Origin of the sequence: Haloplanus sp. GDY1 (genome assembly GCF_023703775.1) — an archaeon.
Taxonomy (GTDB): domain Archaea; phylum Halobacteriota; class Halobacteria; order Halobacteriales; family Haloferacaceae; genus Haloplanus; species Haloplanus halophilus.
On record NZ_CP098514.1, the window covers coordinates 134,484 to 148,116 of the forward strand.

Below are 13,633 nucleotides of genomic sequence, written 5' to 3' on the forward strand. Positions count from 1 at the left end.
AATCCGTCTCAGACCGACTCGACGCCGGCCGTCGGGGCCGTGTGCTTGACGCGCTGGAGCCGGCGGGTCGCCGCCCCCTTCGTCGGGTAGGCCTCCCCGCTCGTCGCGAGGATCGACCCGTCGTCGTCGCGGAGCCGCCAGCGGAACTCGCCGGCGTCGGTTTCGAACACCTGAAACGTCGCTTCGGGCATGTTCGACCGGACGGGCGCGACGACGAAACGCCTTACGAGAGCTGTCTGGACCACCAGCGGAGCCAGTCCGCGAGGGGGCCACGCATCCCGTCGACGTGGACCCGAACGGTGCCGTCGAGGTGCCAGCGGGCGAACTCCGAGTCCGAGTCCATCCGCAGGGGGACGTCGACGGTGACGTCCTCGAAGGTACACTCCAGGTCCTCCTCCCTATCGATGGCGGTGTCGAGCACGTCGTCGACGAGGTGGAGCCACGTCTGCCCGTCGGCCGAGGGCTCCCCGGACGGATCGTTCGACATCACGTACTGATGGTCGCGGGGACGGCTTGTATCTTCGCCTCCCGGCCCCGAAGCGTTTTCCTCGCCAGCGACGAACGGAGTGGCATGCCGCGCCTCGATCCCGGATCGACGCCGGGGCTTCGGGACCTGTTCGAGCGTCGTGGACTCAACGCCGCCCTCGGCTGGGGGTTCGTCGGCGTCCTCTCCGTCGCCGTCGGCGTGGCGGTCGCCGGTGGGCGACCGCTCTGGGCCGGGTTCACGCTCGTCCTCGTCGCCCTCGCCGTCGCGCCGGCGGTCGCCTTCCGTCGCGTCGACGCGATGGTGCCGTGGGAGGTGCTCGCGCTCGCCTCCGTCCCCGCGCTGGGTCGACTCCTCGTCGTCGGGCAGACGGTCGGCGACGTGACGCTTACGGGGCGGATCACGACGTACGTCGCCGTCGCCGCCGCCGCGCTCATTCTCGCGGTCGAACTCGACGTGTTCACGCCCGTGCGGATGACCCACTCCTTCGCGGTGGTGTTCGTCGTCATCGCCACCGTCGCCACCGCGGGCCTGTGGGCCGAGGCCCGGTGGCTCTCGGACGTCCTCCTCGGGACGACCATCCTGCTCGACGGCCGCCCGGAACACGTGATCGAGGAGGCGCTCATGTGGGACTTCGTGGCCGCGACGGTCGCCGGCGCCGTCGCGGGCGTGGTCTTCGAGTACTACTTCCGGCGGTTCGCGGACGCCGGTCCCCGGTATCCGACCCAGCGCGCCGGGGGTGAGGACTGAGATGCGCCTGCGCGACCACCTCGGCCTGAGTCAGCGCCGGCAACGACAGCTCTCGCGGGCCATGCAGGCGACGCTCGTCGGCCTCGTCTTCGTCGGCCTCTACGACGGCAACGCGGGCATCGTCGTCAACGCGGCCATCGGCCTGGGCGTGACCCACCTCCCCGCGGTGCTGGAGCGGGACTATCACCTCCCGATGGATCCCGCGCTGACGCTCTGGATCACCGCCGCGGTGTTCCTCCACGCGCTCGGCACCGCGGGGTTGCCCGGGTCGACGGTCAACCTCTACCGGAGCGTTCCGTGGTGGGACCACCTGACGCATACGCTGTCCTCGTCGGTCGTCGCCGCGGCGGGGTACGCCACCGCCCGCGCCGTCGAACTCCACTCGGACGACGTCTCGCTGCCCGATCGGTTCATGTTCGTGTTCATCCTGCTGTTCGTCCTCGCGTTCGGCGTCTTCTGGGAGGTCATCGAGTTCGGCGTGACGGTCGTCGCCGAACTCACGGGCACGCGGAGCGTCCTCGTCCAGTACGGCCTGGAGGACACGATGCTCGACCTCCTGTTCGACACGCTCGGCGGCGTCGTCGTCGCCGTGTGGGGGACGGCCCACCTGACCGATCTGGCGGGCGCCATCTCGGAGCGGTTCGACTAACGGCCGCGCTCGGTGACGGCCTGTGCGACGGAGACGGCGGCGAAGGCCGTACAGACGACGACGGCGTAGCCGAGCCCCGACACCGAAGCGAAGGGCCGGACGCCGAGGGCGGCCAAGCCGACCGGGACCGAGACGACGGCGGCGACGATGAGGTACCACCGCCACCACCGGAAGTGGTTGCCGTCCGTCACGGCGTCGAGATACGGGAGGCAGTCCTCGGCCCCGTCGGCGAGTTCGACCTGTCCCGCGCGTCGGTCGTAGTCGACGATGTTCTGGTCGGCGAGTTTGGGCAGGTGCATCTGGTAGAGGGCGGTCTGCACCCGCTTGCGCTGCTTGTACGTCACCGCGCTCCGCTCGCAGTCGTTCTCGATGGCGGCGATGTACTCGCTCAACTCCCGCAGGTCGACCGGTCCCTCGTGGTCCCGGAGGTAGTGGATGACCTCCCGGCGGCGCTCGTTTCGCAACATCGAGAACAGCGCGTCCCTGGTGAGTTCGTCGGTGTCGGCCGGAAAGAGTTGCGGTGACATCGATCACCCGGCTCGCTCCCCACCGCCACCGATCGCTCCCCGGTCCCCTCGATACATACCCTTACACCCGCGTTCGGGCGCCATAGTGTTATCTCCTGCCTCGCCGTCGCGGCTCTCTCACGGCGTCCGCTCGACACCGCTCGCCGCTCACTGCGTGCACGATCACCCGGTCGGTGTGCGTCACGTGAGCGATGCGCCGCACGTCACGCACGGAGGGAAGGGTTATGCCCGTGGGGCCGGCAGTCGGGAACGATCCATGTCCAGCGACCCCTCGGAGGTCTGGGACCTCGTGGTTCGGCGCGCCGACCTGCTCGGGGAACTGCGCGACGGGCCACGGGAGAAGCGGGCGCTGGTGTCGGCGCTGTCGGTCTCGCGGTCGACGGTCGACCGCGCGGTCGCGGAGCTCTCGACGCTCGGTCTCGTCGCGGAGACGGACGGTCGGATTCGCTCGACCGTCGCCGGCGACCTGATCGCGGCGCTCTACCGCGACGCGGCGGCGAGCGTCGACGAACTGCTGTCGCTGGCGCCGTATCTCGAGGGCCTCGACGAACCCATCCGCCCGCCGCCGACGTTCTTCGGCGCGACCGAGGTGGTGACGGCCGACGACGACGCCCACGCCCCCGGCGAACGCCTGATCGACGCGTTCCTCGACGCGGATCGGTGCCGACTCGTCCGCGGGTCCATCCGACCGGCCTTCTCCGCCGACGTCCGCGAGCGGATGGTCGACGGGTCGCTCGCCGTCGACGCGACCCTCTGTCCGGACTCCGTGGCCGTGTTGCGCTCCTATCACGGGGCCGACCTGGAGCAGGTCCTCGAACTGGAGCGCGTCACCGTCCGGGAGTACGCCGAGCCGCTCCACTCGGGGCTGTATCTGTTCGAAACCGACGGCGACGCCAGCGTGCGGCTGTCCATCCACGACGAGACGACCGACCGGGTTCGCGCCCTACTCGGCACCGACCGCCCCGAGGCGGTGGGCTGGGCCGAGCGCACGCTCCGTGACGTCCGCGAGCGGTCGTCGCGGCTCACCGGGCGGTGACCGCGGAGCGCGTGGAACCTCTCGTGCCGACGGCGCCGGGGAGTGCCGCGTCCGGGGCTCCCGGACGCGGGGCCGGCGACGCCCTCCGGCGGTCGCGCGGCTCGCCGACGCTCCCCGCCGAGGGTTTATTTTTCTGCCCCACTCCGTGTGTACCATGCGCATGGAACTCCGGGTCTGCAAGCTGTGTCACGAGGGGGAGCACGGCAACGAGCGAAAGACGGCCGTGACGCGGGACATGGTCCGCTGTGCGCGTCGGGTCCGCGAGTACAAGGACCTCATCGGCCTCGACGAACTCCACATCACGATGGTGTCGGAGGGCGACCCCGGCGGCGCCGAGGCGCTCCCCGTCGTCGTCGCGAGCATCGAGGACGACCGGATCAGCCTCTCGGACACGCAGCTCGTGATGGAGGACGACGACGGCAACTTCCTCGTCTACCCGGAGCCGAAGGACATCCTCGAAGTCCTGACCCGCAACATCGATCAGATGAGCGAGCAGACCCGACAGGACGTGACGGTCGACCTCTCGACGGAGGGGGCGGAACTGCTCTCGGCCTAACGCTCCGGGGAGGGGTACGTCCCCCTGCCGACTTCGGTCGTCCCGTTGGCGGTCACCCAGCCGTCGCGTGGCCCGGTGACGTCGAACGAGACCCGGTCGGCGTAGCCGTTCCCCGTCCACCCGCCGGCGAACCACTCGTTCGAGCCGACGAGGACGACGCTCCCGGCGACGCTCGCGTTCGCGGGCGCGTCGTACGAGAGATACGCCGGCGCGTCGTAGGCGAAACAGGTCGTCTCGCCACGGTTCGGGAGCGGACATTCGGTCAGGTCCCGCGTCACCGCTCCCGTCCCGTAGAACGTCGGCGACTCGCCGACCGGCGTCCGCGTCTCGATGGGGTAGTCGGCCGTCCGGGTGACGCTCACGCTCACCGTCCGCCGGTCGACCTTCTGGTGGTCGGGGTCGGCGGGGTCGTACGTCGCGGCGCCGCCGACCTGGGGGAGCGGGACGAATCGTCACGTCCTCCAGGGTCCCCGTCGCGTCGACGCCGACGCCGTACTCGTAACTGCTGGCGTAGCTCTCCGGGGTCGGCCCGAGGAACGCACAGCCGGCGGTGAGCGCGAGCGCGGCGAGCAAGAGGGAGGACGAACCGGCGGGACATGACCGACGCCCCGAGAGTCGACAACGGACGCACGAAATCGTTCACGGGCGGCCGGGGCCGGCGGGACGGCGTCGGCTAGTCGTCCGGCGTGCCGCCGTCGGTGGCGGTGGTTCGGCCGCTCTCGCGTTCCTCCTCGAGGCGGCGCTCCCAGCGCACGCGCAGGAGGTTGCCGTACATCGACAGCACGAGGCCGACGAAGAGGACGAAGATGCCGGCGTTGATGCCGACGGTGAGCAGGAGGTGTTCGGGCCCGCCGCCGACGGTGAGTTCCCGTGGCACCGGATACCCCTCGTCGAAGATGGAGCCGATCATCACGCTGACGATGCCGACGACCGTGAGCGCGCCCATGACGTTGCTGACGGTGTTCCACGACGGCGCGAGCGTGAGGTCGGAGATGTCGCCGTCGGCGTGGGTCTCGGGGATCAGTTCGCGGGGGATGAACGCCTTCGGTTCGACCGGGTAGAAGGCCGGGTGGAAGCCGTGTTCGAAGACGTGGAACATGACCCCCATCAGCATGATGACCCCCAGGAGGCCGTGGAAGACGACGAACGCCATCGCGGCGGTCTTCGTGCCGAAGTACTGCATCAGGCCGGTCTTGCTCCAGATGAGCAGGCCGCTGATCGTCAGGAGGAACAGTTCGATGGCGAAGATGAAGACGACGCCCTTGCCGATGTAGGAGAGCAGGGGGATCGACTCGTGGTCGCCGCCGGCGAACTGCTTGGCGTTCGGGTGGCGTTCGTCGGCGTTGCCGAGGACGAACTGCACGTCCTGGATGAACGCCCGCACGTCGTCGCCGGTGGGCACGATCGCCCGGAAGTTGCTCCGGCCGGTGTCGGTCGTGAGCATGAGGATGGCCCAGAAGCCGATGAGCGAGATGAGGCCGAACCCCGCGACCCGGTGCAGGGCCGTGACGCCCTCTGCGCCCCCCATCAGCGTCAGCAGCCACCAGAGTTCGTCGTTGAAGGTGAGGCTGTAGCCGGTGAAAAAGAGGAGGAACACGTCGAGCGCCAGCAGCGAGTGGAACGTGGTCGTCACCCGCGTGAACTTGCCGTGATCGAGGTTGGTCATTCGGTCTCACCTCCGTCGGTCGCGACGGCCTCCCGACGCTCCTCCTCCGGGTCCTGCATCTGCGCGGCGAGGCGACGGAACGCACCCCAGTGGACGAACACCATCAGGAGGATGAACAGTCCCATGAGCACGTCCGCGGCGTGGATGAAGGCGATCAGGAAGTCGAGCCAGGGGACCGTGTTCCCGACGACCCAGTCGGTGCCGACGCCGCCGCCGTCGACCGTCGGCGAGATGCGGAACAGCCCCTCGTAGAAGACGGCCGTTCCGGCGGCCCACCAGACGGACACCAGCGCGAGAGCGATCCCGCCCACGGCGCTGATCGCCACGGCCGTCGGACTGTAACTGCTGGTCTCGGGAAGGTCACTTTCGTAGCTCATTCAGAACGCCTCCGCGTCCTCCTGTCCGAAGATGATCTCCATGGCGACGTCGTTGAAGAACGTGCCGCTGTCCCGCCGCTCCAGTTCGGACGAGATCTGGTCGGCGTCGCCGACGAGGATGGCGTCGGTCGAACACTCCTCGGCACAGGCCGGTCCCTTGCCGACGTCCTGGCGCTCCTCGCACATCGTACACTTGTCCATCGTGCCGCCGGTGCCGAAGATCCGTGCGGCGCCGTCGTCCGACTCCGGGAACTGCGGGGCGCCGAACGGACACGCCGACAGGCAGTACTGACAGCCGACACAGAGGTCGTCCTGCACCTGCACGAAGCCGTCCTCCTTCTTGAACAGCGAGTCCGTCGGACAGACCGACACGCAGGGAGCGTTCTCGCAGTGGTAACACTGCATCGGGACGCTCGTCTCGCCGGGCGATCGGTTCTGTTCGAGGGCGCGGGCGCTGTGGGCGTTGAGTCCCTGGGCACCCTCCTGACCCTCCAGCATCGTCGAGACGCTGATCCGCTGTTCGTCCTTCGGCGTGTCCCACGTCCGGTTGCAGGCCACGACGCAGCCGCCGCAGTCGATGCAGGCCTCGACGTCGGGGAAGATACGGGCGCCGTCGCCCGTACTCATCACGCCCTCGCGCATCCGCTCTTGGTTCGTGGACATGAGTTATTGCACCGCGTTGTAGTCGCGGACGTCGAACTCCTTTTGCTGGCCGAACCCGTCCTCGTCCTGCGGGAACGTGAAGCTGGACAGGTCGACGTCCATGTTCAGTTCGTCCACCAGCGACTGGGTGGCGGGCTGAACTTTCACCATCGCGGCCTTCGTCTCCTGCATCTGGGTCTCGACGTCGTAGCCGCGCGACGTGATGGTGTTGACGCTCTCGCCGATGGCGAAGGGCATGTTCCCCTCGGGGTAGCGTTCCTCCATGCTCTCCCCGTGGAACATCCCCGCCCAGTGGAAGGGGAGGAACGTCTCGCGCTCGCTCGGTCGGTAGGTCACGCGGGCCTTCACCAGGATCGAGCCCCGGTCGGCCGAGGAGACGACCACCAGATCACCCCCGTCGATCCCGAGGTTCTCCGCCATCGACGGATGGATCTCGGCGTACATGTGTGGCTGGAGGTCCGCCAGGTAGGTGTTGGAGCGCGACTCCGAGCCGCCGCCCTGGTGTTCGACCTGCCGGCCGCTGGTCATGATGGTGTTGAGGCCCTGCTCCTGGATGGTCCGCATCACCCGCGTCTGCTCGCGGGCGTTGTTCTGGTCGAGGCGGTAGAAGTTGATCTGCTGGCCGTTCGCGGGCCACTGCTCGACCAGGTCGGGCCGTGGACTCTCCAGGGGTTCGCGGTGGACCGGCACCGTGTCGAGGAAGTTCCAGACGACGCCCCGCGCCCGCCCCCTGCCGGTCGGCGCGTCCGGCTGTTTGTAGTCGTACTGCTCGTAGAACTCCTCGTCGAAGTCCGCCCACTCGTACTTCTCGTTCATGTCGACCGCGGTGTCGTAGACGGACTTGTCCTCGCGCAACGCGTACTCGTAGGGGAGCGTCAGCGCGTCGGGGTTGGTGAGGTCGTCGGGCATCGTCGTCGCGAAGCCCGGATACTGTGGGACCCCCTGGATGGTGCCGTCGTACCAGTCCGGTTCGTACGGATCGCGCAGGAGGTCGAGTCCCTCCTCGCCCTGCTGATCGACGGTTTCCTGCATCGGGTAGTCGTCGCCGGCCCACTCGTCGGGGGTCGGCGCCTGCACCCCCCACCGCGCGCGGAAGTCCTGGCCGCCGTCGCGCGGATCCATGTCGTCGTTCCAGATGATCGGCGTCCCCGGGTGGCCCTCGCCCCAGCACGGCCACGGCAGCATCCAGAACTCGTCCTCGACGGGGGTGCCGGTGGCCCCCTTGAGGTCCTCCTGGCTGAACGCCCAGTCGTACTCGCGGTGGAGTTCGAGGCGCTCGGGGTCCTGGATGTAGCCGATGGTCCGCACGCCGATGTTGATCTCGCGGAGGCACTCCTCGTAGGTGCTCTTGCCGTTGTAGAGTTCGGGACCGGAGCCCCAGTCGAAGTGCTCGCCGAAGCCGAGGCGGTCCGCGAGTTCCTGCATGATCCGCATGTCCGGCCGGCTGTTGTGCGACGGGGGTCGCACCGGTTCGGACCACTGTACCGACCGGTGGGAGTTGGTCACCGACCGCCAGTGTTCGTACTGGCTCGCCGCCGGGAGGATGATGACGCCGTCCTCGCGTTCCGGCAGCGCGCCCGCCCCCGAGGGGAACATGTCGACGATGACCAGCAAGTCGAGTTCCTCCATCGCCATCTTGGCCTTCTCCATCTCGCTGATGGAGTTGACCGAGTGCCCCCAGAAGAAGGCGATCTTCACCTTGTCCGGCTGGTAGATCGGCGTCTGCTGGAGCCGGTCCTCCTGGTCGAGGGCGGCCTCGAACCACCGCGCGACCGTGAGCCCGTTCTGGAACATCATCGACCGCTCGCTCGGCATCGCCTCGTCGATGTCGTCGACTCCTTCGGTCGTCGGGCTCTGCCGGACGTACTTCTCGGCCGGCATCTTCTCGAACCGGTCGTAGAGGTCCGGGAACGAGGTCGACCCGCTCGTGTACGGGCTCTGATTCCAGACGTCCGCCCAGTAGCGCCAGGACCCGGGTGAACTGTTCGCGTAGTACCCCGGGAGGATGTGACTCGCCACCGCGAGGTCGGTCGCCCCCTGGACGTTGGAGTGGCCGCGCATCACCTGCAGGCCGCCGCCGGACCGGGCCGCCGACCCCGTGGCGAGCGACAGCGCCGCGTACGAGCGGATGTGCTGGGTGCCGTTGTTGTGCTGGGTGCCGCCCATCGCCCACTCGATCTGGACGTGCGGCTTGTTCTCGATGACGAGGTCGCCGAGCTGTTCCAGTTCGTCGACCGACAGCCAGGTGATATCCGACACCGTCTCCAGGTCGTAGCGGTCGAGTTCGGCTTCGAGGTCCGGCCAGCCCATCACCCGCCCCTGGAGCATGTCCTGGTCGAGTTCGCCCTGATCGCGGATGTAGCGGATCAGCCCCATCATCAGCGCCGCGTCGGTGCCGGGGCGCATCCGGAAGAAGTGATCCGCGTGGGCCGCCGTCTTCGTGTATCGGGGTTCGACGACGACGACCGTGCCGCCGCGTTTCTGCCCCTCCAGGATGTGCTGCATCGCGATGGGGTGGGCCTCGGCGGGGTTCTGGCCGATGATGAGATCCATCTCGAAGTTGCGATAGTCGTTGATGGTGTTCGTCATCGCGCCGTAGCCCCACGTGTTCGCCAGCCCCGCGACGGTCGTGGAGTGACAGATCCGCGCCTGGTGGTCGATGTTGTTGGTACCCATGAAGGCCGCCAGTTTCCGGCTGGCGTAGGCCTCCTCGTTGGCGTGGTGGGCGCTGCCGAGCAGCATGACGCTCTCGCGACTGTGCTCCTCCCAGACCCGTTCCACCTCGCTGGTGATCTGCTCGTAGGCGTCGTTCCACGAGACCTTCTCCCACTCGCCGTCCACCTTCCGTATCGGGTGTTTCAGGCGACGGTCGGAGTGTTCGCTACCCAGGATCGCCGCGCCCTTCGAACAGAGCGATCCCGCGTTGACGGGGTGTTCCTCCCAGGGCTCCTGGCCGACGAACGCGTCGCCCACCCGTTCGCCTCTGAAGCCACAGCCGACGGCACAGAAGTTACAGATGGTCTTCGTGAGCTCCCCCTCCGTGTCGGCGGCCGACTGGTCTTCGCTCCCCGTCTGTGCGAGCGCCTGTCCCGCACCGCCACCGCCGAGAGCGACGGCACCGGCCAGAGCACTCGCCTTCATGAACGAGCGCCTGTCGAGGTCTATCGAGACTGGTTCAGTGCTCATGGTGTGTATCGTCCCCTCGGTATGCGCGTGTCATTCACACACGTGCATATACTATGAGGCATAGGGATGACATTATATAAATTAATGCTTTTAGGTTGACCTAAATTGTTCGAACGAAAGTGGTGGTTACGGAAACTGAAAGTGAAGTTTGGTTCGCAGCAACTCTTATGTCCGTGGTACCATTTGACACGGGTATGAACGTCGGCGCGATGGTGTGTTCCTGTGTGGACACGTGCGACATCGACCTGGAGGGCGTCAGGGACGGCGTCCGCGACGTGGAAGTCGTCGCGAGTTCCTCGCACCTCTGTGGCGAGGGGCTCCCGGGGATGGTCCACCTCATCGACGAGTACGACCTCGACCAACTCCTGGTGACGACGCCCGACTCGGGCTGTCAGGAGCGCATCCGCGAGGCAGCCGTGGAGCAGGGACTCCACCCCGACGCCACCGCGTTCGTCGACCACCGCGAGGGCGCGGCGTGGGTCCACGACCGGGACGCCGCGACGGCCAAGACCGCCCGCCTGCTGAACGCCCGCCGGGCCGGCATCGACCACGAACCCGTCTCCCGGACCGTCTCGCGGGACGCGGGCGACGCCGTCGCCGTCGTCGGCGACCCCGAGACGGCGGCCGCCCTCGCGGACACCGCCGACGTGACGCTCGTCGCCGACGGCGCCGACTTCGACGACGCCGACGCCGACCTCTCGGGCGTCGACCTGGCCCGCGGCCGCGTCGTCGACGTGGTCGGCGAGTACGGCGGCTTCGAACTCGAACTGCGCGCCCGGGTCACCGAGGACTGCATCTCGTGTCTGGACTGCGTCCGCGAGGGGCCGGACGGCACGGTGACGCGCAGCCCGGTCGATATCGCCCCCGAGGCGCCGGACGGCGAGTGGGTCGACTGCTGTCCGGTCGACGCCATCGACCTCGACGGCGTCGAGCGGACGCTCGAAGCCGATCAGGTGATCTACCCGGCCGCGACCGGCACCACCCGGGGCGGCCGGGTCGGCCTCTACACCGGCCCCGTCGACGGCGCGACGATCGCGGCCGTCGAGGACCTGCTCGGCGGGATCGAGAAGCCCCAGCACCTCGACTTGGACATGGCCGTCTGTGCCGCCGGCGAGTCGAGTCAGGTCGGCTGTAACGCCTGCGTCGACGCCTGTCCCCACGGCGCCGTCTCCCGCCCCCGGATCGACGAGGTGTCCTTCGACCTCGTCGCCTGCCAGGACTGTGGCGCCTGTACCAGCGCCTGTCCCACCGGGGCGACGACCCTCCGTGACCCCTCGAACGAGCGCATCGCCCGCGAGGTGGAGGCGCTCCTCGACCCCGAGGCCGACGCGGACGGCGGCGGCCTCCTCGGCGGCCGCGGCGCCGACGCGGGCATCGACACGCCCGTGGTCGCCTTCGTCTGTTCGGAACGCGCCGCCGACGCCCTCCGTCGGTGCGGCCGCCTGGCCCGCGAGGACGACGACCTGCGCTACCCCCCCATCCTGCCCGTGCGGGTGACCTGCACCGACACCGTCGGCGAGGCGCACGTCCTCCACGCCCTGGCGGCCGGCGCCGACGGCGTCGCGGTCGTCGGCTGTGGCGGCGACTGTCTCCACGCCGGCCCGGACCCCAAGCGGGACCTCGTCCGCCGTCTCGACCGGGCGACGACCGACCTCGGCCTGGGCGAGCGCGTCACCTTCCTCGCGCCGGACCCCGCCGAACCCGGGGCCTTCGTCGAGGACCTCTCCCGGTTCGTCGTCGGCCTCGACGCGACGCCGGTCCCCCCCGGCGACCACGAGGCGACGGGGACCGTCAGGGACGACAAGCCCAACCCGCCGTTCAACAGTCACGACTGGACCCTGGAGAGCGTGCGCGCCGTCCTCGACCACGTCGACCCCGAACGCGACGTGATCCGCGGCCTGACGGACTTCGGCTGGATGGAGGTGTCCGACGCCTGCAACCTGACGCCCACCTGTTCGAACCTGTGTCCGACCGACGCCATCCGCCGCACCGACGACGCCGACCTCGAGTTCAGCCACGAGGACTGCGTCAACTGCGGGCTCTGCGAGGACGGCTGTCCGGAGACGGCCATCACCATGCGGGACGGCCTCGACCTGACGCGCCTGCCCGAGAACCGCGGCGGCGAGCGCTGGGAGACGGTCTACGAGGGCGAGATGCGAGCCTGCGTCCGCTGTGGCGAGCCCTTCGCCAGCGAGGGGACGGCCGAACACGTCGCCGACCAGGTCGGCGGCCTGGTGGAGGGCATCGCGCCGGACGGCGACCACAGCGTCTTCGACTACTGTGCGGACTGTCGGGGTGCCCTGCTGTTCGAGGAGGGTGGCCGCTGATGGACGACGACGCCCTCTACGCCTCGCGACTCGAACTCGTCGACTTCCTGATCGAGGCGCTCCACGACGTCCCCGACGAGGCGTTCGTCGAACGCCTGCTCTCCGGCGAGTTCCGGACGCCCGAGGGCGAGGTGAACGAGCCCCTGGACCACGGCTTCGCGGAGTTGCGGGCCTTCGTCGCCGAGAACGAGGGCCGCGACCCCGGGGCCGTCCACGACGACGTCGAACGCGAGTACACGCGCGTGTTCGTCGGCCCGCGACCGCCGGTGGTCGCCCACGAGACGTACTACCGCGACGACACCGACTTCATGGGCGAGGGCCTCGCCGACGTGGAGGCGAGCTACGGCGCCGCCGGCTGGTCGCCGCCCGAGGACTACCCCGAGGAGAACGACTTCGTCGCCGTCGAACTCGCCTTCCTCCGCCACCTGATCGACAGGCAGCGGGCGGGCGCCGAGGAGGCGGTCGGCTTCGAGCGGGTCTTCCTCGAGGAACACGCCCTGCGGTGGGTCGAGCCGTTCACGACGGAGCTACGCGAGCAGACCGACAGCCGGCTCTACGTCGCGGTCGCGGGCATCTACGAGGGACTGCTCGCCTTCGAGGACGAACTCGTCGCCCAGCTGGGCTAGTCGCGGTCGGCGAGGGCGACGACGCCGACCAGCCCGACGATGGAGAGGCCGAGCAGGACGAGCACCGCCGGCGCCGCCAGCGCCATCGCCTGCTCCATCCTGAAGTACCACCGCCAGGTCTTGGCGAACTCGGCGAGGACGGCCACCGTCGCCGCGCCGAGGACGACCAGCACCAGACTCCCGACCGACAGGACGGTCAGGCGCCGCAGGAGCGTCGCCGGTCGGGACAGGTCAGTCATCGATCACCACCCGCCCGATCAGGAGGAGGGCCGCCGAGGGGAGCAACAGCGCCAGCACCCCGGCGACGAACACGCCCATGAAGCTGATCGTCGACTCCAGGTGGATGGCCCAGTGCCACGTGCCCTTGATCTCGGCGATGATTCCCACGGTCCCGACGGTCAGCAGCGCCAGCACCAGCAGCGTCCCCAGCCCGTAGGTCACGCCGCGGAGGTAGCCGAGCGCGCGCGCCGGCGTCGACCCGCCCGCCGCATCCGCGCCGCCGCCCGTCGCCCCCACGGCGTCCCGCTCGCCCGACTCGGTCTCAGCCATCCTCACCCCCGATGGCCGGTGCGTACGTTCGGTACATGTCGTAGACGACGACCGCCGCGACGCCGGCGCCCACCAGCAACAGCGGGACGGCGAGCCGAAGCGGCAGTGGACCGTACGTGGCACCGAAACTCTGGTGCATGTGAACTCTCCTCGTGACCGGATACTGGGGCGCTCAGCGGTAAATAGCCTCGGGTCGATCCGCCCGCGAGGCGTGTCGAGGCGGGGACGGACGGCCTC

17 protein-coding genes are annotated in these 13,633 nt (G+C 69.1%); 6 read left to right on the forward strand and 11 right to left on the reverse strand.

Annotated elements, in window-relative coordinates; all coding sequences use genetic code 11:
- Positions 1-8 precede the first annotated feature (8 nt).
- Both NBT67_RS00725 and NBT67_RS00730 read right to left on the reverse strand, forming a co-directional pair.
- Positions 9-191, reverse strand: coding sequence for a YegP family protein (locus NBT67_RS00725; protein ID WP_251342908.1), 183 nt, complete (start codon positions 189-191; stop codon positions 9-11).
- 32 nt (positions 192-223) lie between these two features.
- A complete protein-coding gene (locus tag NBT67_RS00730) occupies positions 224-487 on the reverse strand; it encodes a hypothetical protein (RefSeq protein ID WP_251342909.1) in 264 nt (87 codons plus the stop codon).
- A gap of 84 nt (positions 488-571) precedes the next feature.
- On the opposite strand from NBT67_RS00730, the gene NBT67_RS00735 reads away from it, so the two are divergent.
- Both NBT67_RS00735 and NBT67_RS00740 read left to right on the forward strand, forming a co-directional pair.
- On the forward strand, positions 572-1,234 hold the full coding sequence (locus NBT67_RS00735) for a hypothetical protein (protein ID WP_251342910.1): 663 nt from the start codon (positions 572-574) through the stop codon (positions 1,232-1,234).
- Between the two features lies 1 nt (position 1,235).
- Positions 1,236-1,883: a DUF2238 domain-containing protein gene (locus NBT67_RS00740; protein WP_251342911.1), complete on the forward strand. Its 648-nt coding sequence runs from the start codon at positions 1,236-1,238 to the stop codon at positions 1,881-1,883.
- Here NBT67_RS00740 and NBT67_RS00745 read toward each other — a convergent pair.
- The gene (locus tag NBT67_RS00745) at positions 1,880-2,410 is read right to left on the reverse strand and encodes a DUF7344 domain-containing protein (protein WP_251342912.1); all 531 of its coding nucleotides are present in this window, start codon (positions 2,408-2,410) and stop codon (positions 1,880-1,882) included. The two genes, NBT67_RS00740 and NBT67_RS00745, sit on opposite strands and share 4 nt — an antisense overlap.
- Positions 2,411-2,666: 256 nt before the next feature.
- Here NBT67_RS00745 and NBT67_RS00750 point away from each other — a divergent pair, with 256 nt between their 5' ends.
- Positions 2,667-3,446 (forward strand): helix-turn-helix transcriptional regulator, encoded by a 780-nt coding sequence (locus tag NBT67_RS00750; protein WP_251342913.1) that lies wholly within the window; start codon positions 2,667-2,669, stop codon positions 3,444-3,446.
- Positions 3,447-3,600: 154 nt separating this feature from the next.
- Positions 3,601-4,002 (forward strand): hypothetical protein, encoded by a 402-nt coding sequence (locus tag NBT67_RS00755; protein ID WP_251342914.1) that lies wholly within the window; start codon positions 3,601-3,603, stop codon positions 4,000-4,002.
- Here NBT67_RS00755 and NBT67_RS00760 read toward each other — a convergent pair.
- From NBT67_RS00760 to NBT67_RS00780, 5 genes are all read right to left on the reverse strand, one after another.
- Complete coding sequence (locus tag NBT67_RS00760; RefSeq protein WP_251342915.1) at positions 3,999-4,364, reverse strand: hypothetical protein; 366 nt, start codon at positions 4,362-4,364, stop codon at positions 3,999-4,001. The two genes, NBT67_RS00755 and NBT67_RS00760, sit on opposite strands and share 4 nt — an antisense overlap.
- A 311-nt stretch (positions 4,365-4,675) precedes the next feature.
- Positions 4,676-5,668 (reverse strand): cytochrome b/b6 domain-containing protein, encoded by a 993-nt coding sequence (locus tag NBT67_RS00765; RefSeq protein ID WP_251342916.1) that lies wholly within the window; start codon positions 5,666-5,668, stop codon positions 4,676-4,678.
- A complete protein-coding gene (locus NBT67_RS00770) occupies positions 5,665-6,045 on the reverse strand; it encodes a hypothetical protein (RefSeq protein ID WP_251342917.1) in 381 nt (126 codons plus the stop codon). Before NBT67_RS00770 ends, NBT67_RS00765 begins: the two co-directional genes overlap by 4 nt.
- Positions 6,046-6,708: a 4Fe-4S dicluster domain-containing protein gene (locus NBT67_RS00775; protein WP_251342918.1), complete on the reverse strand. Its 663-nt coding sequence runs from the start codon at positions 6,706-6,708 to the stop codon at positions 6,046-6,048.
- Between the two features lie 3 nt (positions 6,709-6,711).
- Entirely contained in the window at positions 6,712-9,894 is a 3,183-nt protein-coding gene (locus NBT67_RS00780; protein WP_251342919.1) for a formate dehydrogenase subunit alpha, read from the reverse strand.
- 194 nt (positions 9,895-10,088) lie between these two features.
- Here NBT67_RS00780 and NBT67_RS00785 point away from each other — a divergent pair, with 194 nt between their 5' ends.
- The gene (locus NBT67_RS00785; protein WP_251342920.1) at positions 10,089-12,221 is read left to right on the forward strand and encodes a hydrogenase iron-sulfur subunit; all 2,133 of its coding nucleotides are present in this window, start codon (positions 10,089-10,091) and stop codon (positions 12,219-12,221) included.
- On the forward strand, positions 12,221-12,847 hold the full coding sequence (locus tag NBT67_RS00790; RefSeq protein WP_251342921.1) for a TorD/DmsD family molecular chaperone: 627 nt from the start codon (positions 12,221-12,223) through the stop codon (positions 12,845-12,847). Before NBT67_RS00785 ends, NBT67_RS00790 begins: the two co-directional genes overlap by 1 nt.
- On the opposite strand, the gene NBT67_RS00795 is transcribed toward NBT67_RS00790, so the two are convergent.
- Genes NBT67_RS00795 through NBT67_RS00805 form a run of 3 tightly spaced genes read right to left on the reverse strand, consistent with a single transcriptional unit; the run spans position 12,844 to position 13,535 of the window.
- The gene (locus NBT67_RS00795) at positions 12,844-13,086 is read right to left on the reverse strand and encodes a hypothetical protein (RefSeq protein WP_251342922.1); all 243 of its coding nucleotides are present in this window, start codon (positions 13,084-13,086) and stop codon (positions 12,844-12,846) included. The genes NBT67_RS00790 and NBT67_RS00795 overlap by 4 nt on opposite strands.
- Positions 13,079-13,396, reverse strand: coding sequence for a hypothetical protein (locus NBT67_RS00800; protein ID WP_251342923.1), 318 nt, complete (start codon positions 13,394-13,396; stop codon positions 13,079-13,081). The genes NBT67_RS00795 and NBT67_RS00800 overlap by 8 nt, the downstream gene beginning before the upstream one ends.
- Positions 13,389-13,535, reverse strand: a complete 147-nt coding sequence (locus NBT67_RS00805) for a hypothetical protein (RefSeq protein WP_251342924.1) — start codon at positions 13,533-13,535, stop codon at positions 13,389-13,391. Before NBT67_RS00805 ends, NBT67_RS00800 begins: the two co-directional genes overlap by 8 nt.
- Between the last annotated feature and the right edge of the window lie 98 nt (positions 13,536-13,633).